Annotated in this window: 20 protein-coding genes; 10 read left to right on the forward strand and 10 right to left on the reverse strand. The window is 68.0% G+C overall.

Annotated elements, in window-relative coordinates; all coding sequences use genetic code 11:
* The first annotated feature begins 38 nt into the window (after positions 1–38).
* A complete protein-coding gene (locus tag HNP47_RS11410) occupies positions 39–1,268 on the forward strand; it encodes a TIGR03862 family flavoprotein (protein ID WP_184279647.1) in 1,230 nt (409 codons plus the stop codon).
* 37 nt (positions 1,269–1,305) lie between these two features.
* The gene (locus HNP47_RS11415; RefSeq protein WP_184279648.1) at positions 1,306–2,952 is read left to right on the forward strand and encodes a M28 family metallopeptidase; all 1,647 of its coding nucleotides are present in this window, start codon (positions 1,306–1,308) and stop codon (positions 2,950–2,952) included.
* Here HNP47_RS11415 and HNP47_RS11420 read toward each other — a convergent pair.
* Positions 2,949–5,270, reverse strand: coding sequence for a PAS domain-containing sensor histidine kinase (locus HNP47_RS11420; protein WP_184279649.1), 2,322 nt, complete (start codon positions 5,268–5,270; stop codon positions 2,949–2,951). The two genes, HNP47_RS11415 and HNP47_RS11420, sit on opposite strands and share 4 nt — an antisense overlap.
* A 130-nt stretch (positions 5,271–5,400) precedes the next feature.
* Here HNP47_RS11420 and HNP47_RS11425 point away from each other — a divergent pair, with 130 nt between their 5' ends.
* Entirely contained in the window at positions 5,401–5,799 is a 399-nt protein-coding gene (locus tag HNP47_RS11425; protein WP_184279650.1) for a metallopeptidase family protein, read from the forward strand.
* A gap of 4 nt (positions 5,800–5,803) precedes the next feature.
* Here HNP47_RS11425 and HNP47_RS11430 read toward each other — a convergent pair whose 3' ends face one another.
* Positions 5,804–6,499: a MarC family protein gene (locus tag HNP47_RS11430; RefSeq protein WP_184279651.1), complete on the reverse strand. Its 696-nt coding sequence runs from the start codon at positions 6,497–6,499 to the stop codon at positions 5,804–5,806.
* Between the two features lie 83 nt (positions 6,500–6,582).
* Between HNP47_RS11430 and pyrF the strand changes: the two genes are divergently transcribed.
* Entirely contained in the window at positions 6,583–7,311 is a 729-nt protein-coding gene (gene pyrF / locus HNP47_RS11435) for an orotidine-5'-phosphate decarboxylase (protein ID WP_184279652.1), read from the forward strand.
* A gap of 48 nt (positions 7,312–7,359) precedes the next feature.
* Here the strand turns inward: pyrF and HNP47_RS11440 are convergent, their stop codons facing one another.
* Both HNP47_RS11440 and HNP47_RS11445 read right to left on the reverse strand, forming a co-directional pair.
* A complete protein-coding gene (locus HNP47_RS11440) occupies positions 7,360–8,523 on the reverse strand; it encodes a hypothetical protein (RefSeq protein WP_184279653.1) in 1,164 nt (387 codons plus the stop codon).
* Between the two features lie 98 nt (positions 8,524–8,621).
* Entirely contained in the window at positions 8,622–8,879 is a 258-nt protein-coding gene (locus HNP47_RS11445) for a DUF1674 domain-containing protein (RefSeq protein ID WP_311770071.1), read from the reverse strand.
* Between the two features lie 86 nt (positions 8,880–8,965).
* Between HNP47_RS11445 and htpX the strand changes: the two genes are divergently transcribed.
* Together htpX and HNP47_RS11455 are read left to right on the forward strand one after the other, a co-directional pair.
* On the forward strand, positions 8,966–9,937 hold the full coding sequence (gene htpX, locus HNP47_RS11450; RefSeq protein ID WP_184279654.1) for a zinc metalloprotease HtpX: 972 nt from the start codon (positions 8,966–8,968) through the stop codon (positions 9,935–9,937).
* Positions 9,938–10,033: 96 nt separating this feature from the next.
* Positions 10,034–11,641 carry a M20/M25/M40 family metallo-hydrolase gene (locus tag HNP47_RS11455; protein ID WP_184279655.1) on the forward strand — a complete coding sequence of 536 codons (1,608 nt, stop codon included), beginning with the start codon at positions 10,034–10,036 and terminating at the stop codon, positions 11,639–11,641.
* A gap of 45 nt (positions 11,642–11,686) precedes the next feature.
* Here the strand turns inward: HNP47_RS11455 and HNP47_RS11460 are convergent, their stop codons facing one another.
* A complete protein-coding gene (locus tag HNP47_RS11460; RefSeq protein WP_184279656.1) occupies positions 11,687–12,862 on the reverse strand; it encodes an acetyl-CoA C-acetyltransferase in 1,176 nt (391 codons plus the stop codon).
* A gap of 160 nt (positions 12,863–13,022) precedes the next feature.
* Here HNP47_RS11460 and trhA point away from each other — a divergent pair, with 160 nt between their 5' ends.
* From trhA to HNP47_RS11475, 3 genes are all read left to right on the forward strand, one after another.
* Positions 13,023–13,736, forward strand: coding sequence for a PAQR family membrane homeostasis protein TrhA (trhA, locus tag HNP47_RS11465; RefSeq protein WP_184279657.1), 714 nt, complete (start codon positions 13,023–13,025; stop codon positions 13,734–13,736).
* A 91-nt stretch (positions 13,737–13,827) separates the two neighbouring features.
* Positions 13,828–14,457, forward strand: coding sequence for a polyhydroxyalkanoate synthesis repressor PhaR (phaR, locus tag HNP47_RS11470; protein WP_184279658.1), 630 nt, complete (start codon positions 13,828–13,830; stop codon positions 14,455–14,457).
* The gene (locus HNP47_RS11475) at positions 14,454–14,807 is read left to right on the forward strand and encodes a hypothetical protein (RefSeq protein WP_184279659.1); all 354 of its coding nucleotides are present in this window, start codon (positions 14,454–14,456) and stop codon (positions 14,805–14,807) included. Before phaR ends, HNP47_RS11475 begins: the two co-directional genes overlap by 4 nt.
* A gap of 196 nt (positions 14,808–15,003) precedes the next feature.
* On the opposite strand, the gene HNP47_RS11480 is transcribed toward HNP47_RS11475, so the two are convergent.
* The 3 genes from HNP47_RS11480 to HNP47_RS11490 all read right to left on the reverse strand — a co-directional run bounded on the left by HNP47_RS11480 (position 15,004) and on the right by HNP47_RS11490 (position 18,115).
* Positions 15,004–15,429 (reverse strand): hypothetical protein, encoded by a 426-nt coding sequence (locus HNP47_RS11480; RefSeq protein ID WP_184279660.1) that lies wholly within the window; start codon positions 15,427–15,429, stop codon positions 15,004–15,006.
* An 83-nt stretch (positions 15,430–15,512) separates the two neighbouring features.
* Positions 15,513–16,427, reverse strand: coding sequence for a hydroxymethylglutaryl-CoA lyase (locus HNP47_RS11485; RefSeq protein ID WP_184279661.1), 915 nt, complete (start codon positions 16,425–16,427; stop codon positions 15,513–15,515).
* On the reverse strand, positions 16,427–18,115 hold the full coding sequence (locus tag HNP47_RS11490) for a glycosyltransferase family 39 protein (protein WP_184279662.1): 1,689 nt from the start codon (positions 18,113–18,115) through the stop codon (positions 16,427–16,429). The genes HNP47_RS11485 and HNP47_RS11490 overlap by 1 nt, the downstream gene beginning before the upstream one ends.
* 76 nt (positions 18,116–18,191) lie before the next feature.
* Here HNP47_RS11490 and HNP47_RS11495 point away from each other — a divergent pair, with 76 nt between their 5' ends.
* The gene (locus tag HNP47_RS11495) at positions 18,192–18,920 is read left to right on the forward strand and encodes a glycosyltransferase family 2 protein (RefSeq protein WP_184279663.1); all 729 of its coding nucleotides are present in this window, start codon (positions 18,192–18,194) and stop codon (positions 18,918–18,920) included.
* A gap of 101 nt (positions 18,921–19,021) precedes the next feature.
* On the opposite strand, the gene groL is transcribed toward HNP47_RS11495, so the two are convergent.
* Positions 19,022–20,668 (reverse strand): chaperonin GroEL, encoded by a 1,647-nt coding sequence (gene groL / locus HNP47_RS11500; RefSeq protein WP_184279664.1) that lies wholly within the window; start codon positions 20,666–20,668, stop codon positions 19,022–19,024.
* Positions 20,669–20,722: 54 nt separating this feature from the next.
* Positions 20,723–21,010 carry a co-chaperone GroES gene (gene groES / locus HNP47_RS11505; RefSeq protein ID WP_055808823.1) on the reverse strand — a complete coding sequence of 96 codons (288 nt, stop codon included), beginning with the start codon at positions 21,008–21,010 and terminating at the stop codon, positions 20,723–20,725.
* Between the last annotated feature and the right edge of the window lie 44 nt (positions 21,011–21,054).

Raw genomic sequence — 21,054 nt, forward strand, 5'->3', positions numbered from 1 at the left:
CTATAGCCAGCGCGGCCGCAAGCGCGCAAAGCCACGCCATGCAACAGTCGCCCCGTCTTACGACCTCTCGCACCGTTCATGTGATCGGCGCCGGCCCAGCAGGGCTGATGGCGGCCGAACGGCTGGCGCAGGCAGGGGCGACGGTCGTGGTGCACGACCGGATGCCGTCCGTGGCGCGCAAGCTGCTGATGGCCGGGCGCGGCGGGCTGAACCTGACCCATTCGGAACCGCTCGATCGGTTCCTGACCCGCTATGGTCCCGCCCAACCGACGGCCGCCGCCTGGATCGACCGTTTCACGCCTGCCGACCTGACCGCCTGGGTCGAGGCCCTGGGGCAGGAGACCTTCGTCGGTTCCAGCGGGCGGGTGTTTCCCAAGGCCATGAAGGCTTCGCCGCTGGTGCGGGCCTGGCTGGCGCGGCTGGAGGCGCAGGGCGTCGAGATTCGCACGCGCTCGCGCTGGACCGGTTGGCGCGACGGCGCGCTGACATTCGAGACGCCGGAGGGCGAGCGGCTGGAACGACCCGACGCCGTGGTCCTGGCGCTGGGCGGCGCCAGCTGGCCGCGCCTGGGTTCGGACGGGTCCTGGACGCCGTGGTTGGAAGCGCAGGGCGCCGCCGTGTCGCCTTTCAAACCGGCCAATGTCGGCTTCGACGTCGCCTGGTCGGCTCTATTCCGTGATCGGTTCGCGGGCCAGCCGCTGAAAGGCGTCGCTGTCACGCATAGTGACCGAACGGCGCGGGGCGAGGCGATGATCGCCCGCTACGGCATCGAGGGCGGCGCCATCTATGCGCTGTCCTCTGCGCTGAGGACGGCGGTCGAGACGGCGGGGCGCACCGAGATCCAGATCGACCTGAAGCCGGATGTGGCGGCCGGAAAACTGACCGACCGTCTGTCGAAGCCGCGCGGCAAGGCCAGCCTGTCGAACCATCTACGCAAGGTGGTCGGACTGGAGCCGGCCGCCGTCGCCCTGCTGTATGAGGCCGGTCCCCTGCCCGCCTCGCCTCGGGCCTTGGCCGAACGGATCAAGGCCATGCCCCTGACCCTGACCGGCGTTCAGGGACTGGAACGGGCCATTTCCTCCGCGGGCGGCGTCAAATTGGACGGCGTGGACGAACGTCTGATGCTGGTCGCGCGACCGGGCGTCTTTATCGCCGGCGAGATGCTGGATTGGGAGGCGCCGACCGGCGGCTACCTGCTTCAGGCCAGTTTCGCCTCCGCCGTCGTCGCGGCCGACGGCGTCATCGACTGGCTCGACAGCCGGGACTGAGAAAGGCAGGGTCGCGCGGTTCGATCAGGAGTATCCGATGCGCCACGCCCTCCCCGCTGTTTCCGTCCTGGCCCTGATGATGGCCTGGTCCCCGGCCCTGGCGCAAGAGACGACGCCGAACATCGACGCCGCGCGGATGAATGAGTCGGTTCGGGTTCTGGCGTCGGACGAATTCGAAGGCCGCGCCCCCGCCTCGGCCGGCGAGGAAAAGACCGTCGCCTGGCTAGTCGAACAGTTCAAGGCGGCGGGGGCCGAGGGCGGCGGGCCGGACGGCGCCTTCGTCCAGGTCGCCCATCTGTCGCGCACACGCCAAGACGGTCCGGCCACCGTCGCCGCGACCGTCGGCGGCAAGACCATCAGCCTTGAGCGCGGTCCCGACGTTCTGGTGTCCAGCGACCGTCCGACCAACTACATTACGGTGACCGACGCGCCCGTGGTCTTCGTCGGCTACGGCGCGACGGCGCCCGAGCGCCAGTGGGACGATTTCAAGGACGTGGACGTGCGCGGCAAGGTCATCGTCGTCCTGGTCAACGATCCCGACTTCCAGGCGCCCGACGGCGACCCGGTCGCAGGCAAGTTCGACGGAAACGCCATGACCTTCTATGGCCGCTGGACCTACAAGTTCCAGGAGGCGGGTCGTCGCGGCGCGGCGGGCGTGCTGGTAGTGCATGAGACGGCCGGCGCCGGCTATCCCTGGTCGACGCTGCAGAACTCATCGGCCGCGCCCAAGTTCGACATCGTGCGCGCCAACCCCGACGCCGAGCGCGCGGCGTTCCAGGGCTGGATTCAGCGCGCCAAGGTCGAAGAGCTGTTCAGCGCCGCCGGCCTGGATTTCGCCGCCCTGAAGGACAGCGCGCGCAGCGCCGATTTCAAGCCCGTCGTCCTGCCCGGCCTGACGATGAGCGTCGATTTCGGCCAGATCGCCGACAAGGTGGAAACGAAAAACGTCATCGCCAGCATTCCGGGTTCGGAACGCCCGGACGAGACCGTCATGTACGGCGCCCACTGGGACGGCTACGGCGTCGGCACCCCGAACGCCCAGGGCGACAAGATCTATAATGCGGCGGTGGACAATGCGACCGGCGTCGCGGCCCTGCTGGAACTGGCCCACGCCTTCGCCGACGGTTCGCGTCCGAAACGATCGGTCGTCTTCGCCGCCTGGTCGGGCGAGGAGGCGGGCCTGCTGGGTTCGACCTATTACGCCGCCAATCCGGTCTGGCCGCTGGAGACCACGGTCGCCAACATCAACGTCGACAGCCTGTTGCCAGGGACCGAGATCGACCCGAACGTCGTCGTCATCGGCAAGGGCAAGAACCAGTTGGACGACATTCTGGCGCGCCACGCGACCGAAACGGGCCGCACCCTGATCGCCGATCCGGCGCCCCAGGCCGGGGCCTTCTATCGCTCGGACCACTTCCCCCTGGCGTTGAAGGGCGTGCCGGCTCTGTTCCCGGCGGCGGGCTTCACCGGCGCCAGCGCGGCCAGCCGCGACTACGTTCAGAACCGCTATCATCAGCCCACGGACGAATGGGACGCGACCTCGACGATGGACGCGGCCGCCGCCGATGTCGCCCTGATCTACGCCGTTGGTCGCGAGCTGGCGGACGGGGATCAGTGGCCGGAATGGAACGCGGGCGCCGAGTTCGGCCCGGCGCGGGATGCCTCGAAGGCGTCGCGGCGCTAGAGTTCCAGCTGAAGCTCGGGCGCGGCGGCGGTGGTCGCGGCGCCCAGCGGCAGATGCAGGATGAAGGCGGCGCCCTTGCCCGGCTCGCTTTCGACCTCGGCCCAACCGCCGTGCAATTCGACCAGGGCCTTGACCAGGGCCAACCCCACGCCGGGACCACCCCGTTCACGCCGCACGAAGCGGTCGAAGACGTGGGCCTGCAGGTGATAGGGGATTCCGCGCCCGGTGTCGGACACCGTCAGGCGGATTTCGGACGGCCCGGTCTCGGCCTTCAGCACGACCGCCCCGCCTTCGGACACGGCGCGCGCCGCATTCTCCAGCAGATGATCCAGCGCCTGGCCGATGCGGTGTTCGTCGGCGCGGATGGGTTTGAGATCGGCGGGACAGGACACGGTCAGGGTCGCGCCGCGGCCCTCGACCCGCGCCCGGACCTTTTCGGCGGCTTGGCTCAACAGGTCGCAGACCCTGAGGTCGCCCAGCGACAGCTCCATCTCGCCCGCGTCGATCTGGGCCATGTCCAGCACGTCGTCGATGGAGCGGGCCAGCTGGCTGGCGGCGATGCGGATGGCGCCGGCGTGCTGGCGGCTGCGCTCGGGCAAATCGCCCATCGTCTCCAGCAGTTCGGAATAGCCGACGATGGTCGTCAGCGGCGTGCGTAGCTCATACGAGACGCTGCCCACGAACTCACGCTTCAGCGCCTGGCTTTCGGCCAGCGCCTGTTCGCGCTGCACCAGCGCCTGCTCCAGCCCGCGTCGAGCCGTTACGTCCGAGAAGGCGACCAGGGTCGCGCCGTCCGGCAGGGGGCGGGTCTGCCAGGCGGCGACGCGACCGTCCACGGTCCGGCCCTCGCCGGAAATGGCGACGCGGCTTTCGGGATCTGGATCGGCGACGCGCGCCTTCAGCCCCAGCCACAGGGCGGGATCGGGCAGCACGGCCTTGCACAGTTCGGCCAGGGCGTCGAAGTCCGAGGCCGTCGCTATCTTGTCCACCGACAGGTTCCAGAAGGTCTCGAACGCCTCATTGTGCAGCCGCAGTCGGCCGTCCGAGCCGAACACGGCGACCGCGTCATTCAGCTTGTCCAGCGTCGCGCGCTGGACCTGGATCTGGGCGTTGAAGCGGCTGCGCAGCTTCAACTCGTCGGTGATGTCCGAGAAGATCAGCAGAATGCCGCCCAGCGGGTGCGGCTGGCGCACGACACGCAGGGTGCGCCCGTCCGGCAGGGACCAGCTGTCGTCCGGCGAGGCCTCCGACGCGCCATAGAACTCCAGCTCTCGCGCCTTCCAGCCGGCGTAGTCGACGACTTCGGGCAGGCTGCGACGCTGGCGCAGACGATCCAGCAGCTCGGCATGGGTCGGACGTTCGTCCAGCCAGGCCGCGTCGATGTCGAACAGGGTCTGGAAGGCGGTGTTGTGGAAGGCCAGCCGCTTTTGCGGGCCGAAGATGGCCACGGCATCGGCCAAGTGGTTCAGCGTCTCGTCATGGGCGTCGACGTGGCGGCGCAGGGTGTCGCGCGTCTCTTCCGCCTCGGTCACCTCGATGGCGAAGGCGGTGACGGCGCCGCCGCCCGCCGGCTCGGCGATGATGCGCCAAGCGCGCCGCGCGCCCCCGCCGGTCGTCCAGCGGAAGCCCTCCTGGCGCACGCCCAAGCGCGCGGCCTCGGCGACCAGGGCGTCGGCGCCACGGTCGAAGGACACGCCCTTTTCGACGGCGTCGTCGATGCTCTCGGCATTGGTCTCGTTCAGCCAGGCGCGGTTGGCCCAGGCCAGCTTGCCGGTCCCGTCCACGACCCAGGTCGGGGTCGGCGAGGCGTCGCCCAGCAGGGCCAGGCCGCTCTCGGTCGCATCCGCCCCGGTCAGGGTGAAGCGCGAGGCGGGCGACAGCCGCAGCCAGGCCGAACCGCCCGCGACCCGTCCCTCGATCCGCCAGGGCTCCACGTCGTCCAGCGCGACCAGACCTTCGAACGCCTGACCTTCGTGAACCAGGGCGTCGATCAGCGCGCCGTGCGTGATCCGGAGCTTGTTCAAGACGGCGGCCCCGGCCTCGGCGTCCTCACCCGCCAGCCGCGCGATCAGTTCGGCGGAACCGATCGGCACACCGGCCGCCTGCCCGTCCGGCGTCAGGGCCAGGCTGACGTCGTCGAAGGCGCGCAGCATGGCGTCATGGCGGCTGAGGTCGGCCAAGGCCTCGACGCGCTCACGCTCGGCGGCGACGGCGGTCTCGTGCAGCCGCCCGCGCAGCAGCAAGGCCCAGGCGCTGACGGCCATGGCCAGTCCGGCTGCGCCCGCTGTGGCGACATAGGCGATGTCGGCCTCGGCCATTCGTGTCCCTGGAGAAGAGTCTCAGCCCCGATTCGCTAACCATACTCCAAGCGCGCGAAAAAGCGGCAGTCTCGTGATCGCGTCATCGCGCCCCGTTGCGGCAGGGCGTCGGGACGGCGATATCGCGGACATGACCGACCCGATCGCCCCCTCGCTCGATGACTTCGCCCGCCTGGCTCAGGAGGCGTTCGACGCCCTGCCTGGACCATTCAAACAGGCGGCGGGCGAGGTGGTGATCCGCATCGACGACTTCGCCGACGAAGCGACGCTGGCGGAGATGGAGGTCGAGGACCCTTTCGAGCTGACGGGCCTGTATCATGGCGTGGACATCGGCCGGCGCGACAGCCTGGGCCCGGCGGCCGAGCCGTCGCGGGTCTTCCTCTATCGCCGCCCCATCCTGGACGAATGGTGCGAGCGCGGCGACGTGGGGATCGGCGAACTGATCGCCCACGTCCTGATCCACGAGATCGGCCATCACCTCGGCCTGACCGACGACGACATTCACGCCATCGAGGACGACGCGGACTGACGTCTTACTTGGTCCCCGGATAGGGGGTCGTCACGGCGCCGGAGATCATGCCGGGGATGGCCTCTCCCAGGCCCAGCAGGATGAACTGGATCGCCAGGGCGCACAGGATCAGGCCCAGCACCTTGACGATGATCGCCATGCCGACCTCGCCCAGCAGGCGGCTGAGCGACCCGGTCAGGGCGAAACAGACGAAGGAGACAGCGCAGGCCGCCGCGATCGCGACCAGCGAGCCCATGGTCCCGCCGTAACCCAGCTTGGCCGCCTCGCCTGCCTGGATGATCACCGCCGAAATGGCGCCGGGGCCGATCATCAGCGGAATGGCGAAGGGGACGACCAGGCGCTGGAAACGCCTGCGGGCATAGCCGCGCACGTCCTTGGAATCGGCCAGCGCATCCTTGTCGGCGAACATGGCCAGGAAGTCGCCGCGCGCCATGTCCAGACCCAGGAACAACAGCAGTATGCCGCCCGCGATGCGGAACGCCGCCAGCGAAATGCCGAAGAACTGCAGCAGGCCCAGGCCCGTGAACAGGAAGAAGGCCAGGAAGACGGCGGCGAAGGCGCAGATCAGGGCCGAGACCGAAATCCGCTGACGCAGGGTCGCCCCGGCCGTTGCGGCGGCGAAGATCGGCAGATTGCCGATCGGGTCCAGCAGGGCGAACAGGGTCACGAACAGGTTGACACCCAAATCGACTGCGTTCATCGCCTGCCCTCGCCCTCAATCCATCACGCCGCCCTGCCGACGCGCCCTCGTGTCCGGCATAGCCGCTCAGCGCGAGTCCGTCGATGACCGATCCCCAAACCCCCTCCGATCGTGCGCCCGACGAGCGGATCATCTGCGCCCTGGACGTGCCGACGACGGCCGAGGCGGCTGCTTTGGCCGAGCGGATCGGCGACGCGATCGGCTTCTATAAGGTCGGGCTGCAACTGTTCGCGGTCGACGGCATGGCGCTGGCGCGTGAGCTGAAGGCGCAGGGGCGAAAAATCTTCCTGGACTGGAAACTGCACGACATCGGCGCGACCGTGGAGAAGGCGACGGCCAATCTGGCGGGCGCGGATTGCGACCTGCTGACGGTCCATGCGCGGCCCCAGGTGATGGCGGCGGCGGCGCGCGGCGCGGCGGGCTCGAAAATGAAGGTGCTGGGGGTTACGGTCCTGACCAGCCTTACGGCCGACGATTTGGCCGCCGACGACCACAGCCTGTCGCCGGCCGATCTGGTCGAACGGCGCGTGCGGCAGGCGCTGGAGGCCGGAATCGACGGCGTCGTCTCCAGCCCGCATGAGGCGGCGGGAGCGCGTGCTCTGGCGGTCGAGGCGGGCCGGCCCGACTTCCTGATCGTCACGCCGGGCGTACGACCCGTCGGCGCTGCGCTGGACGACCAGGCGCGGGCGGCGACGCCACAGGCGGCGCTTGAAGCCGGCGCGACTCATCTGGTCATCGGCCGGCCGATCACGGCGTCGAGCGATCCACGCGCAGCCGCGCAACAGATCGCACAGCAGATCGCCCTGATCTGAGACAGACCAGGGCGACCGTTCGTCTTCGGTTATTCTAGCGCGAGGGGATCAGCCGCGCTCGCCCGGCTCCTGGGCATAGCCGTGACGCGGCGGGGCGTGGGGCGCGGGCGCCTCGGGCGGCGGCAGGTCCCCGTAGTAGCCCGACGGCGGCGGCGGGGGCGGAGGCGGCGGCGGCGGGGCCGTGTTCACTTCCGGCGGCGCGACATAGACCTGGGCCGGGGCCACATTGACCGGCGCGGATTGCACATAGACCGGCGACTGATCGACATAGACCGGACCGCCGACCTCGACCTGGGCGGGCGCGACATTAACCTGGGCCGGGGCGACCTGGATGTGTTGCGGGCCGATGTTGACGGGCGCCGACTGCACATAGACCGGGGCCTGATCGACGTAGACGGGCGGGCCGACATCGACCTGTGCCGGGGCCAGGTTCACCTGCGACGGGGCCACCTGGACGCGTTGCGGCCCGATGTTCACCGGCGGCGCCTGCACATAGATGGGCGGCTGTTCGATATAGGTGGGCGGTCCCATCTCGATCTGAGGCGGGGCCATGCTGACCTGCGAAGGCGCGACATAGATGCGCTGCGGCGCGATCTGGACGGGCGGCGCCTGGACATAGACCGGCGGCTGATCGACGTAGCTCTGCTCGTAACGCTGCTCATAGCGGTGTTCGTAGCGAACCGGCGGGCGAACGGGTGGACGGCAGTTGCAGTCGACCGGACGGCCCGGATACGGACGCCAGCCGATATAGTCACGGCCGAACCCATAGACCGGATAGCCGACCGGCGCGCTGACCGGAGGACGACCGACCAGAACCGAGGTCGCGCTGACGCCGCCGACATAGCCGCCGCCGTAATAGCCGTCCGAATAGCCGCCGCTTCCGACATAGGTCGTGCCGCCGCCGACATAGCCGCGCTGGAAGCTGGACGAACTGGAATAGGACCGTGCGCTGCTCGCCGCGTAGCTGGAGGCGCTCGCATAGGCGTTTGCGTTGGCATTGGCGTAGGCGCCGCCGGTCACGTTCACATTGACGTTGTGGTTGGCGTTGTAGTTGCCGCCGCCGTAGTGACCGCCGCCGCCGCATCCCCCGCCGCAGCCGCCGCCGGGGTGGCCGCCGCCATAACCCCCGTGACCGGGACCACCGGCCAGAGCGGGCGCTGCGGAGAGCAGCAGAGCCGCCGACGCGGCGGTAAGTATCGACTGTATCGTCACGGGACAGACTCCTCTGAGTTGTCCCGACACTGGCAAGTCCGGCGCCTGTTTCTTAAGGCGTGGTTAACCTTTGCGCCCGTCGCAGCAGGCTCGGCGGGTCAGAAATCGACCGCCAGACCCTTCTTCTCCCAGTCGCCGAAACGGGTCGGCTCGGGACCGGTCGGACCGCCATATTCCGTGTCCGCCTGAACGGTCGTTTCCGCCGCGCGACGATCCGCCGCTTCCCGAAGCGCGCGCCGCGCGGCCTCGCTGAGCGGCCGTTCCGGCGTGGCGTGGGGCACGTCGGCATTGAAAATGGGCGCTGCCACCGGCGTTTCGTCGGCGTCATTCGGCGCGAGGGTGGGATGTTCGGTCACAGGGCGGCTCCCTTGAGGCTTGATGCGCCTTCTCTCAAATAGAGGTTCAAGCCCGTGACGCCAGACGGATCGGGAATGGAACCGCGATGAACCATCTGAAGACCTTCATTCTGTTGGCGGCGATGACGGCCCTGTTCGCAGGGGTCGGCTATCTGATCGGCGGCGCGACCGGCATGGCGATCGCCCTGCTGTTCGCGGGCGGGATGAATCTGTTCAGCTACTGGAACGCCGACAAGATCGTGCTGAAGATGTACCGGGCCCAGCCGGTCGATGAGCAGCACCCCAACGCCGTGGTCAGGAACTACGTCGCCGACGTGCGTCAGATGGCCCGCGACGCCGGCCTGCCTCAGCCGCAGGTCGCCATCATTCCCAATGATCAGCCCAACGCCTTCGCCACGGGCCGAAACCCCGAGAACGCCGCCGTCTGCGCCACCACCGGCCTGCTGGACATGCTGACGCGCGAGGAGGTGCGCGGGGTGATGGCGCACGAGCTGGCCCATGTGAAGAACCGCGACACCCTGATCATGACGGTGACGGCGACCATCGCCGGCGCCATCGCCGCGCTCGCCAACTTCGCCCTGTTCTTCGGCGGCAATGACCGCGAGCGGCCGGGCGGCATCATCGGCACGATCGCCCTGATGCTGCTGGCGCCCATGGCCGCCGGTCTGGTGCAAATGGCCATCAGCCGGGGCCGCGAATATGAGGCCGACCGCGTCGGCGCCGAGATCGCCGGCGATCCCCAGGCCCTGGCTTCGGCCCTGCAGAAGATCGACGCCTACGCCAGGCGGATCACCAATCAGACGGCCGAGCGCAATCCGGCCTCGGGTCAGATGTTCATCATCAATCCGCTGGCGGGACGCGGGGCGGACAACCTGTTCTCGACCCATCCGGCGACGCTCAATCGCGTCAAGGCGCTGCTGGAGTTGGGCGCCAAGATGGGGATGCAGCCGCGCCCGCGAACGCTGGACCTGGCCCAGCCTCGGCCCGCCGCCGGCCTCACGACCTCGACCACCGGCGTTCCCGCGACGCCGACGGAGCCGCGCGGCCCCTGGGGCTGATCGTCGCGGCCTGAACACGGTTTGCGGTTTGCACTCCGTAGGCGGATCGCATCAGATGCGCCCCTGTTCAGCCATCGGGCTTTCTTGGGGAAATCCATGTCGCGTCTGCTCGCCTTCGTCTCCGCCGCCGCTCTTCTCGCCACGCCGGTCGCCGCCCAGTCGGTGAACCGCGTCGCTGTCAACGGCATTATCGACCAGGGGCTGAACCACAGCCAGGTGATGCAGACCGCCGCCTATCTGACCGACCGGATCGGCGGGCGGATGACCAACTCGCCCCAGATGCGCGAGGCCGAACGGTGGGCTCAAGCGCAGTTCACGAACTACGGCCTGTCCAATGTTCGCGCCGAGGGGTTCGAGTTCGGCCGGGGCTGGTCCATCGTCCGCTCCAGCGCCCGCATGACCGCACCGCGCCCGCTCGATCTGCGCGCCATCCCGGTGGCCTGGACGCCCTCGACCAATGGGACCATCAGCGGCGGCGTCATCGTTGCGCCCATCTCCAAGGTCGAGGATTTCGACAAATGGCGCGGCAAGCTGTCGGGCAAGATCGTCATGCTGTCCCAGCCGGGCACGGGGTCCGAGCCGACCGAGCCGGCCTTCCGCCGCTGGACCAGCGCCGAACTGGCCGAGCGCAACACCTATAACCAGCCCCAGCATTCGCCGGCCGCCATCGAACGCTCGCTTAAGACCGTGAACTTCGCCAATCAGCTGGACGCCTTCCTGGCCGAGCAGGGCGCCCTGGCCTGGGTGCGGATTTCCCAGCGTGACGGCGGCCTGTTGCACGGCACGGGCTACACCTATCAGGTCGGCGCCACGCCCAAGCTGGCGGGGATGGAGCTGGCGGCCGAGGATTATCGCCGTCTGGCGCGCCTCGCCCTGACCGATGCACCGCCGACGCTGGAGCTGATGAGCGAAGTCCGCTTCCACGACGAGGACGTCAACGCCTACAACATCCTGGCCGACATCCCCGGCACGACGCGCGGAACCGAATACGTCATGGCCGGCGCCCATCTGGACAGCTGGGTCGCCTCGGACGGCGCGGTCGACAACGCCGCCGGCAGCGCGGTGGTCATGGAGGCGGCCCGCATCCTGAAGGCCCTGAACGTCAAGCCTAAACGCACCATCCGTTTCGCCCTGTGGAACGGCGAGGAGCAAGGTATCCTGGGCTCGCTGGCCTATGTCGACCGTCATCTGGCGACGCGCGCTGCGTCGAACGATCCGGCGCTGGCGGGCCTGCCGGACAACCGCACCTGGCGCAGCCGCTGGCCGATCGAGCCGCGCGCGGGCTATCGCGACCTGGTCGCCTATTTCAATCTGGACAACGGCTCGGGCAAGATTCGCGGCATCAACGCCGAGGGCAATGTCGCCGCCGCCCCCATCTTCCAGGAATGGCTGGCCCCGTTCGCCAGCATGGGCGCGACGACGGTCTCGCTGCGCAATTCGGGCGGCACCGACCACGTCTATATGCAGACCGTCGGCGTGCCGGGATATCAGTTCATCCAGGACCCGCTCGACTATTCCAGCCGCCTGCACCACACCAGCATCGACAGCTATGACCACCTGAAGGCCGAGGACCTGCGTCAGGCGGCCGTCATTTTGGCCAGCTTCCTGCTGAACGCCGCCAACCGCGACGAGCCCCTGCCCCGCATGCCGCTGCCGACCCAGCCCACGCCGAGCGATCCGTTCGAATATCCCGCGGCGGACTAAGAGTTGAGGGGCGAGGGAGACCTCGCCCCTTTTCTTCTTATCGGATCACGCGCGCTCGACGCACATGGCCACGCCCATGCCGCCGCCGATGCACAGGGTCGCCAGACCCTTCTTCGCGCCTGACCGCTTCATCTCGAACAGCAGCGTCGTCAGGATGCGCGCGCCCGAGGCGCCGATGGGGTGGCCGATGGCGATGGCGCCGCCGTTGACGTTGACCTTGGCCGGGTCGAGACCCAGCTCCTTGACCACGCACAGGCTCTGGGCGGCGAAGGCCTCGTTGGACTCGACCAGATCCAAATCCGCGACGCTCCAGCCCGCCTTCTCCAGCGCCTTCTTCGACGCCGGGATCGGGCCGGTCCCCATGATCGACGGATCGACGCCGGCGGTGGCGTAGGAGGCGATGCGGGCCAGCGGCTCCAGCCCGCGCGCCTTGGCCTCGTCGGCGCTCATGAGCACCAGGGCGGCGGCGCCGTCGTTCAGCCCGGACGCATTGGCGGCGGTGACGCTGCCGTCCTTGGTGAAGGCGGGTTTGAGCTTCTGCATCAGCTCCAGCGTCGCGCCGTGGCGGATGTATTCGTCCTTGCCGACCGTCACGTCGCCCTTGCGGCCGGGGATAACGACCGGCGTGATCTCGTCATCGAACTTGCCGGCGTTCTGGGCCGCCTCGGCCTTGTGCTGGCTGGCCAGCCCGAATTCGTCCTGCGCCTCGCGGCTGATGGACCACTTATCGGCGATGTTCTCGGCCGTCTGACCCATGTGATAGCCGTTGAAGGCGTCCCACAGACCGTCCTTGACCATGGTGTCGACCAGGGCGACGTCGCCCATCTTGTGACCGTTGCGCAGCTGTTGCGCGTGCGGCGCCTGGCTCATGCTCTCCTGGCCGCCGGCGACCACGATCCTGGCGTCGCCCAGAGCAATCTGCTGGGCGGCGATGGCGACGGCGCGCAGGCCCGAGCCGCAGATCTGGTTCAGGCTCCAGGCGGCGGCCTCCTTTCGAACGCCCGCGCCCACGGCGGCCTGGCGTGCAGGGCCCTGACCTGCGGCGGCCTGCAGCACATGACCCAGGATCACCTCATCGACCTCGTCGCCGGAAACACCGGCCCGTTCCAGCGCCGCCTTGATGGCGATCTCGCCCAGCTTGGACGCCGGAAGGGACGACAGGGCGCCCAGGAAGGAGCCGACCGGGGTGCGCGCGGCGGAAACGATGACGACGTCGGTCATGGGATTTCACTCTTTGGAGAATAATTCGGCGTGACTGTTTTGCCGCATTGCAGCGCGTTCGTCACCTGCGACGACATGAACAGGGCGCGATTCAGCCAATCGTCACCCCGTCGGCGCATTGTCACGGAACGATAGAGGCGATCGACGGATTGGAAGGTCCATGCTGCGCACGCTGAAACGTCTTGTCACCCACGTCTGCACGCCGGACGAGCTGGACATGATCGAGCACTATCCGACGCGCGCGGAAAAGCTGGCGGATCTGTGGGTCCACATCGTCGGCCTGATGCTGGCGGCGGTCGGCGGCATCATCCTGGCGGGTCTGGCCGGGGTCTATGCAGGGATCGGGGGCGTGATGGCCACTGCGATCTACGCCCTCTGCCTCGTCGGCATGCTGACGGCCTCAACCATCTACAACTGGACCAACCCCTGCGCCGCGCGGCCCGTGCTGCGGCGACTGGACGAGGCGGCCATTTTCCTGATGATCGCCGGCAGCTACACCCCCTTCACCACCCAGCGGTTCGAGGGTCTGTGGGCCATCGGCTTCACCACCCTGATCTGGACCCTGGCCTTCCTCGGAGCCGGGGTGAAGCTGTTCGCGCCGCGCATCTCGGACAAGTTCTGGAGCGGCGTCTATGTCGTCTTCGGCTGGCTGGCGGTGGCGGCCCTGAAGCCGATGGTGGAGACGGTGCATCCGATCGCCCTGGCCCTGCTGGTCATCGGCGGCCTGATCTATACCGCCGGCGTCTTTGTCTTCATCAGCCCGCGCGTGAAGTTCCGCCGCGCCATCTGGCACGGGTTCGTCGTTACCGGGGCGACAGTCCACTGGACGGCCGTGCTGGTCGGCGTCGTGCTTGCCCCGGCTATGGGTCACTGATCGACCGTCCGTTCCCGGCGGTTTTGTCCCCCTCTGGCGCATCGCGTCGCAACGGAGGATAGTGACGCGTTGCAACATCGCGAGAACAAGCGTGGCTGACGAAAAGACCAAGGGTGGAAAGACCGGCGACAGTGCTCAGGTCGTTATCAAGAAGTATGCGAACCGCCGGCTCTACAACACGCGGACCAGCGCCTATGTGACGCTGGAAGACCTGGCGACCATGGTGCGCGAGGGGATGGAGTTCGTCGTCTATGACGCCAAGACCAACGACGACCTGACCCGCCAGATCCTGACCCAGATCATCTTCGAGGAAGAGAGCCGGGGCGAGGCCTTGCTGCCGGTTCAGTTCCTGCGCCAGCTGATCGGCTTCTACGGCGGTCAGATGCAGGGCGTCCTGCCCTCCTATCTGGAGATGTCGTTGGCCAACTTCGGTCGCCAGCAGGAGCAGTTCGCCAGTCAGATGGGGCGCGCCTTCGGAACCGGTGCAGGCGCGACCCTGATGGAGGACGCCGCGCGCGCCAATATGGCGATGTTCGAGCGCGCCATGCAGATGTTCCCGGCCTTCTCCTATCCCCGCGCCGAGCCGACCCCCGCCGCGTCCGATGACAAGGCAGAGCCGGCCCCGCCGCCCGAGGCGCCTGACGCCCTGGACGAAATGCGTCGCCAGATGGACGAGATGCGCCGTCAGATCGAGAAACTGGCGGGCGGCAAGGGCAAATGACCGACCGGATCCAGGCCGTCGGTGGACCGGACCGGGTGGATCGCCGCGAAGGCGAACGCCGCGAGCGCGAGCGGCGCGCCCGATCCGCCTCGCGCGCCCTGGTCCCCCTCGATGCGCCTGAGATGATCGAGCCCCAACCGGCCCCGGCAAGAGCTGCCGCCCTGCCGACGCCCGAGCCCGGCGCCGCCGCCTTCGTCGCCCAGCAGATGGGCCAGAGCGGGCAGAAACGCGGCCTGCGCGGCGGCCCACCGGTGCTGGATGCTGCCCGCTCTGCCTACCTCGGAGCCGAATATTCGGGCGCGGCCGAGCGTCGTCCAAAAACGGGCAGGACCGCCAAGACCGACATCTGAGCTGACGCCGCTCGGGCGGCACGGGGTTTGCTGGGGGCGAGGCAGAACGCCCTTTGCCGGACCCGCCCATGCCCGCCGTCTTCGCCCTCGCCGCCAAAGCCTTCGACGTCGCCGTCGTCGCCCTGATCTTCACGGCTTTTTCTTAAGGCTATCGCGCTTCGCTACTTGAGCCCGTTCTTGGGGAGAGCCGTTCGGCTCACGCCCCGCCGAACTCGAAATCCTTGCGCGACGCGATGATGGTCACGATGAACCCGGCCAGCACGTCCAGCAGGATCATGATCACGATCAGGAAGAAGGTCGAGGTCGCAAAGCCCGGCAGCAGCAGAAACTCCACCAGCACGCCGATGAACAGGATCATCGACAGGGCGTGATTGATGATGGCGATCCGCTGGCTGGAGGTGGACTTCACCAGTTCGAAGAACAGCAGGATCAGGCCGAGGAACAGAATCAGGTCGCCGGACCCGATCGTCCATTGCGCGCCCGAAGTCATGGTGACGGAAAACAGCGGATCGCGCAGCAGCACGTCCGCCTGCACCATCCCCGCCCCGCTCGGCGCGCCGAATAGCACCACGATATTGTAGAGCACCACCGGGATCAGCAGCAGCGGAATGGCGAGCAGCATGGACGGTCCTCTTCGCAGCCGGTCCAACGGCTACGCCTGTTCACCCTGATTTAGCGCCGTTTGCGATACGCCGCCACAAAGGTTCAGCTCTTGGGAAATCCGCCTGCCCGGCTGAGCGCCGACGGCGCCGGCCGGCCGATGGCTTCGCCGATCCAGCGCGCCGTCGCGATCAGGGCGTCCAGGTCATAGCCGGTCTCGAACCCGGCCCGCGCCAGCATATAGACCAGGTCCTCGGTGGCGATGTTTCCCGTGGCGCCCGGCGCAAACGGACAGCCGCCGATGCCCCCGACCGAGGCGTCCAGCACGTCGATCCCGGCCTCGACGCCCGCATAGGCGTTGGCCAGGCCGGTGTTGCGGGTGTCGTGGAAATGCAGGCGTAGGGTCGCATTCGGCGCGGCCGCCCTGGCCGCCTCGACTTTGCGCGTCACCGCCCAAGGATCGCCGGCGCCGATGGTGTCGGCCAGCCCGATCTCGCCGACGCCCATCTCGGCGATGGCGCCGACCATGTCCGCGACCTGATCGACCGACACCTCGCCGTCGAACGGACAGCCCCAGACGCAGGAGATCATGGCCGACAGCGACGGCGCGCCCTCGCTGGCCTCGGCGTTGTGGCGGCGGGCGACGATCTCGCCCAGCATGGCCAGTTGATCCTTCACCGCCAGGCCCTGGTTCTTCAGGCCGAAACCGTCGGTGGCGGCGACCGAGACATTGACCTCGTCCACCCCGGTCGCCAGCGCCCGGTCATAGCCCTTGCCGTTCAACACGAGGCCGATACGGCTGCGCCCCGCTTCATGCGGCAGGGCGGCCATGACCTCCTCGGCGCCGGCCATCTGCGGCACGTATTTGGGATGGACGAAGGAGACGGCCTCGATCCGTTTCGCCCCCGCCTGCTCGAGCCGCCGCACCAGATCGGCGCGGACCGCGGGCTCAAGCACAGCCTTTTCGTTCTGCAAGCCATCGCGCGGCCCGACTTCGACGATCTGGATGAAGCGGCCCATCACTCGCCTCCCGCAGCGGCGGCGCCATTCCCGTTTCGGGGCGGCGGCGCATAGATGGTCAGGCTGACCGGATCGCCCGCCGAATAGTTGTAGCCGTTGACCGTCCCGACCGCGCGACCGGACACGCCCAGACGCGCGGCGGCCGCACGGAAGGCGTCGGCGTCACGTCCTTCGACGATGGCGGGCCGCCCCTCGGCCAAGGCCTCGGCCGCGCCTTGGGCGTCGGTCAGGTCGGTGTCGCGCCCGGTCAGGAAGACGAAGCTGGGTTCATGGAAGCCGGTGATCGCCACCGGCCCCGGCGTGCGCCCCTGACGCGGATGCAGATCCGCCGCCTCCAGCGCCTTTTCCAGCTGGGGCGCGATGGCCAGAGGCCGCAGCTGGCGGATCGTGCCCGACAGGGCCGCGTGCGCCACGACCCCGAACGCCAGCGAGGCGACCAGGGCCGCGACCGGCGCCCGGTTCAGCAACAGGAAGCCCCCCATCGCCCCCGCCGCCAGCGCCATGACCACCGTCAACGCCGCCCAGGTCTGGGCCGTCGAGGTGCCATAGACGGTCAAGCCATAGACGGTGATGCCGATGATCAGCAGAGCCGCGAACGCGCCCAGCGCCGCGCCGGTGATGCGCGAGACCTTGCCGATGGGCTGGGCCAGGGCGGCGGCCGCCAACAGGGCCAGCGCCCCGAAGGTCGGCAGGGTGTAGTGCCACAGCTTGGTCGGGGCCAGTTCGAACATCAGCCAGCCCGGGACCAGCCAGCAGACCAGGAACCGGATCGCCGGCTCGGCGCGTCGGCTCCAGCCCGTCGAGACGGCGGCGGGCAACAACAGGGTCGAAGGGAAGAACAGCAGGGGCGCCAGCAGCAGATACATGCCGGGGAAGCCCGAATGGCTCTCATGCGCACCGGCAATCTTGGGCGCCAAATCGCCGCCGATGGCCTCGCGCCAAAAACCGCCGTCGGTGGCGATGGTGATGGCGATGGCCCATGGTCCGACCATTAGTGCGACCAGCGGCAGCCCCCAACCCCAGCCGAGGCGATACAGCCATTTGACGTTCCGATCCCAGATCGACAGGGCGATGATGGCCAGGGCCACGACCAGAAACCCGATCGGTCCCTTGATCAGGATCGACAGACCGATGCCGATCCAGAACAGCAGCTTGTGCGGCCGGATCGGTCGTTCGCCGGCCTTCGTCGCCATATAGATGCGCGCCAGCGCCGCCATGGCCAGGGTCGTCGCCCCGCACAGCATGGCGTCGGTCTTGGCGATACCCGCCTCGGTCGACAGCAGGAAGGTCGCCCCCATGATGGCCCCGCCGAAGAAGCCGACCCGACTGCCCAGCATGGCCGAGCCCGCCCAGGCGACGGCCCAGGCCGCCAGCATGGCGCCCAGCAGGGAGGGGATGCGATAGGGCGCGATTTCACGGTCCTCGACATCCGAGGTCAGGCCCACGGCGATCGCCTGCATCCAGTAGATGCCGACCGGCTTCTTCCAGCGCGGCTCGTCCTGATAGCGGATGTCGACATAGTCGCCGCTTTCCAGCATCTGGGACGTGGCCTGGGCGAACCGGCTTTCGTCGCGATCCAGCGGCGGCAGCAGCAGCAGGCCCGGCAGGCCGGCGATCAGCGTCAGCAGGGCCGCGAGAACCGGCCCGCGCCAGCCGGCAATGCGGCCATCCAGATCGAAAGTCTTCATTCCAGACTCCTTACACGGCGACCACGCCTGCGTCAGCCGTCTCCCCTAAGCTCTCGTTATCCTCTATGGAGCGCCGATGACCGTCGAAACGCCCGAAATCTCCGTCGTCGTTCCCGTCCATGACGAGGCGGGCGCCGCCGTGCCCCTGGCGCGCGAGATCGCCGCCGCCTTCGCCGGCCGTTCGTACGAGATGATCTTCGTGGACGATGCGTCCAAGGATGCGACCTTGGCCGAGCTGAAGGCCGCCATGGCCGAACTGCCGGCGCTGCGCGTGCTGGCCCACGGGACCAATGCGGGCCAGAGCCGGGCGGTTCGCACCGGCGTTCTGGCCGCGCGCGCGCCGGTCGTGGTGACGATGGACGGCGACGGCCAGAACCCGCCGGCCGATGCGCCCCGCCTGGTCGATGCGCTTCTGTCCGCCCCCGGCGACGTGGGCCTGGTCGGCGGCCGTCGCGCCAAACGCCAGGACACCGAGGCCAAGCGCCAGGCCTCGATCTGGGCCAACCGCATCCGACGCAAACTGCTCGGCGACGACGCCGACGACACCGGCTGCGGGTTGAAGGCCTTCCGCCGCGACGTCTTCCTGCGCCTGCCCTACTTCGATCACATCCACCGCTACCTGCCGGCCCTGATGATCCGCGAAGGGTTCAAGAACCAGTACCTCGACGTGGACCACCGCCACCGCGAGGTCGGCCGCTCGAAATACACCAACTGGGGCCGCCTGCGGGCGTCGGTCTCGGACCTCTTGGGCGTCATGTGGCTGAAGACGCGGTCCCGTAAGCCAGGCGCGATTTCGGAATTCTGAAACAGCCATACCCTCCCCGCTTCGCAGAGAGGATAGGCAAACAAAAAGGGCGGGACCTTGCGGTCCCGCCCTTCTGCATTTCAGCGTGGGTTAGCTTGGACTTAGAAGTCCATGCCGCCCATGCCGCCCATGCCGCCCATGTCGGGAGCAGCAGCGCCGCCCGACTTCTTGGGCGCGTCGGCGACGGCCGCTTCCGTCGTGATCAGGATGCCAGCGACCGAAGCGGCGTCTTGCAGAGCCGTGCGGACGACCTTGGCGGGGTCGATGACGCCCATCTGCACCAGATCGCCGTACTCTTCGGTCTGGGCGTTGAAGCCGAACGAAGCGTCGCCGTTTTCCAGCACCTTGCCGACCACGATCGAGCCTTCGACGCCGGAGTTTTCGGCGATCTGACGGATCGGAGCCTGCAGGGCGCGACGGATGATCGCGATGCCGGCGTTCTGGTCGGCGTTGTCGCCCTTGACGTCGGCCAGGATCTTGGAGGCCTTCAGCAGGGCGATGCCGCCGCCCGGAACGATGCCTTCGTCAGCCGCGGCGCGCGTGGCGTTCAGGGCGTCGTCGACGCGGTCCTTCTTTTCCTTCACTTCGACTTCGGTCGAACCGCCGACGCGCAGGACTGCAACGCCGCCGGCCAGCTTGGCCAGACGTTCCTGCAGCTTTTCCTTGTCGTAGTCCGAGGTGGTGTCTTCGATCTGGCGCTTGATCTGGGCCACGCGGGCTTCGATCTCGTCCTTGCCGCCGACGCCTTCGACGATGGTGGTGTCGTCCTTGGTGATCGAGACCTTCTTGGCCTTGCCAAGCATGTCGATGGTCACGCTCTCAAGCTTGATGCCCAGGTCTTCCGAGATGACCTGGCCGCCCGTCAGGATGGCGATGTCTTCCAGCATGGCCTTGCGGCGATCGCCGAAGCCCGGAGCCTTGACGGCGGCGACGCGCAGGCCGCCACGCAGCTTGTTGACGACCAGGGTCGCCAGGGCTTCGCCCTCGATGTCCTCGGCGATGATCAGCAGCGGACGGCCCGACTGCACCACGGCTTCCAGGATCGGCAGCATGGCTTGCAGCGAGGTCAGCTTCTTCTCGAACAGCAGGATGAGCGGCTCTTCGAGTTGGGCCTCCATCTTGTCGGCGTTGGTGATGAAGTAAGGCGACAGGTAACCGCGGTCGAACTGCATGCCTTCGACGACGTCGACGGTGGTGTCGGCGGTCTTGGCTTCCTCGACGGTGATGACGCCTTCGTTGCCGACCTTGGCCATCGCCTGAGCGATCAGCTCACCGATTTCCGAGTCGCCGTTGGCCGAGATGGTGCCGACCTGGGCGATTTCCGAGTTGTTCGAAACCGGCTTGGAGTTCGACTTGATCTCTTCCAGCACCAGGCCGACGGCCTTGTCGATGCCGCGCTTCAGATCCATCGGGTTCATGCCGGCGGCGACGGCCTTCAGACCCTCTTGCACGATGGCCTGAGCCAGCACGGTTGCGGTGGTGGTGCCGTCGCCCGCCTTGTCGTTCGTTTTCGAAGCGACTTCGCGGATCATCTGGGCGCCCATGTTCTCGAAGGCGTCTTCCAGCTCGATCTCTTTGGCGACCGACACGCCGTCCTTGGTCGAGCGCGGAGCGCCGAAGGACTTCTGGATCACGACGTTGCGGCCCTTGGGACCCAGGGTCACCTTGACGGCGTTGGCGAGGACGTTGACGCCGCGCAGCATCTTGTCACGCGCGTCGGTGTTGAAGTGTACGATTTTAGCGGCCATGCGGGCAGCTCCTATCTATATGAATTGGATTGAAGAACGTCGGACGTCGGGTGCTTAGGACAGCACGCCCAGGACGTCGGATTCCTTCATGATGATCAGGTCTTCGCCGTCGATCTTCACTTCCGTGCCCGACCACTTGCCGAACAGGATGCGGTCGCCGGCCTTCAGCTCAAGAGCATTGACCTTGCCGGTGTCGTCGCGGGCGCCAGGGCCGACGGAGACGACTTCGCCTTCCTGCGGCTTTTCCTTGGCGGTGTCGGGGATGATGATGCCACCCTTGGTCTTGGATTCTTCTTCAACGCGCTTGACCAGCACGCGGTCGCCGAGCGGACGGAACGCCATCGGACTTCTCCCTGTAAAACCCCCGGATCGGGGCGTTTTTGAAA

This window comes from Brevundimonas vesicularis (assembly GCF_014204545.1).
In the GTDB taxonomy this organism is placed as follows: Bacteria; Pseudomonadota; Alphaproteobacteria; order Caulobacterales; family Caulobacteraceae; genus Brevundimonas; species Brevundimonas vesicularis_B.

Bases quoted from the DNA above. Each gene is read 5' to 3' on its own strand.
- HNP47_RS11410 (WP_184279647.1), top strand. From the start codon at position 39: ATGCAACAGTCGCCCCGTCTTACGACCTCTCGCACCGTTCATGTGATC.
- HNP47_RS11415 (WP_184279648.1), top strand. From the start codon at position 1,306: ATGCGCCACGCCCTCCCCGCTGTTTCCGTCCTGGCCCTGATGATGGCC.
- HNP47_RS11420 (WP_184279649.1), bottom strand. From the start codon at position 5,270: ATGGCCGAGGCCGACATCGCCTATGTCGCCACAGCGGGCGCAGCCGGA.
- HNP47_RS11425 (WP_184279650.1), top strand. From the start codon at position 5,401: ATGACCGACCCGATCGCCCCCTCGCTCGATGACTTCGCCCGCCTGGCT.
- HNP47_RS11430 (WP_184279651.1), bottom strand. From the start codon at position 6,499: ATGAACGCAGTCGATTTGGGTGTCAACCTGTTCGTGACCCTGTTCGCC.
- pyrF (WP_184279652.1), top strand. From the start codon at position 6,583: ATGACCGATCCCCAAACCCCCTCCGATCGTGCGCCCGACGAGCGGATC.
- htpX (WP_184279654.1), top strand. From the start codon at position 8,966: ATGAACCATCTGAAGACCTTCATTCTGTTGGCGGCGATGACGGCCCTG.
- HNP47_RS11455 (WP_184279655.1), top strand. From the start codon at position 10,034: ATGTCGCGTCTGCTCGCCTTCGTCTCCGCCGCCGCTCTTCTCGCCACG.
- HNP47_RS11460 (WP_184279656.1), bottom strand. From the start codon at position 12,862: ATGACCGACGTCGTCATCGTTTCCGCCGCGCGCACCCCGGTCGGCTCC.
- trhA (WP_184279657.1), top strand. From the start codon at position 13,023: ATGCTGCGCACGCTGAAACGTCTTGTCACCCACGTCTGCACGCCGGAC.
- HNP47_RS11475 (WP_184279659.1), top strand. From the start codon at position 14,454: ATGACCGACCGGATCCAGGCCGTCGGTGGACCGGACCGGGTGGATCGC.
- HNP47_RS11480 (WP_184279660.1), bottom strand. From the start codon at position 15,429: ATGCTGCTCGCCATTCCGCTGCTGCTGATCCCGGTGGTGCTCTACAAT.
- HNP47_RS11485 (WP_184279661.1), bottom strand. From the start codon at position 16,427: ATGGGCCGCTTCATCCAGATCGTCGAAGTCGGGCCGCGCGATGGCTTG.
- HNP47_RS11490 (WP_184279662.1), bottom strand. From the start codon at position 18,115: ATGAAGACTTTCGATCTGGATGGCCGCATTGCCGGCTGGCGCGGGCCG.
- HNP47_RS11495 (WP_184279663.1), top strand. From the start codon at position 18,192: ATGACCGTCGAAACGCCCGAAATCTCCGTCGTCGTTCCCGTCCATGAC.
- groL (WP_184279664.1), bottom strand. From the start codon at position 20,668: ATGGCCGCTAAAATCGTACACTTCAACACCGACGCGCGTGACAAGATG.
- groES (WP_055808823.1), bottom strand. From the start codon at position 21,010: ATGGCGTTCCGTCCGCTCGGCGACCGCGTGCTGGTCAAGCGCGTTGAA.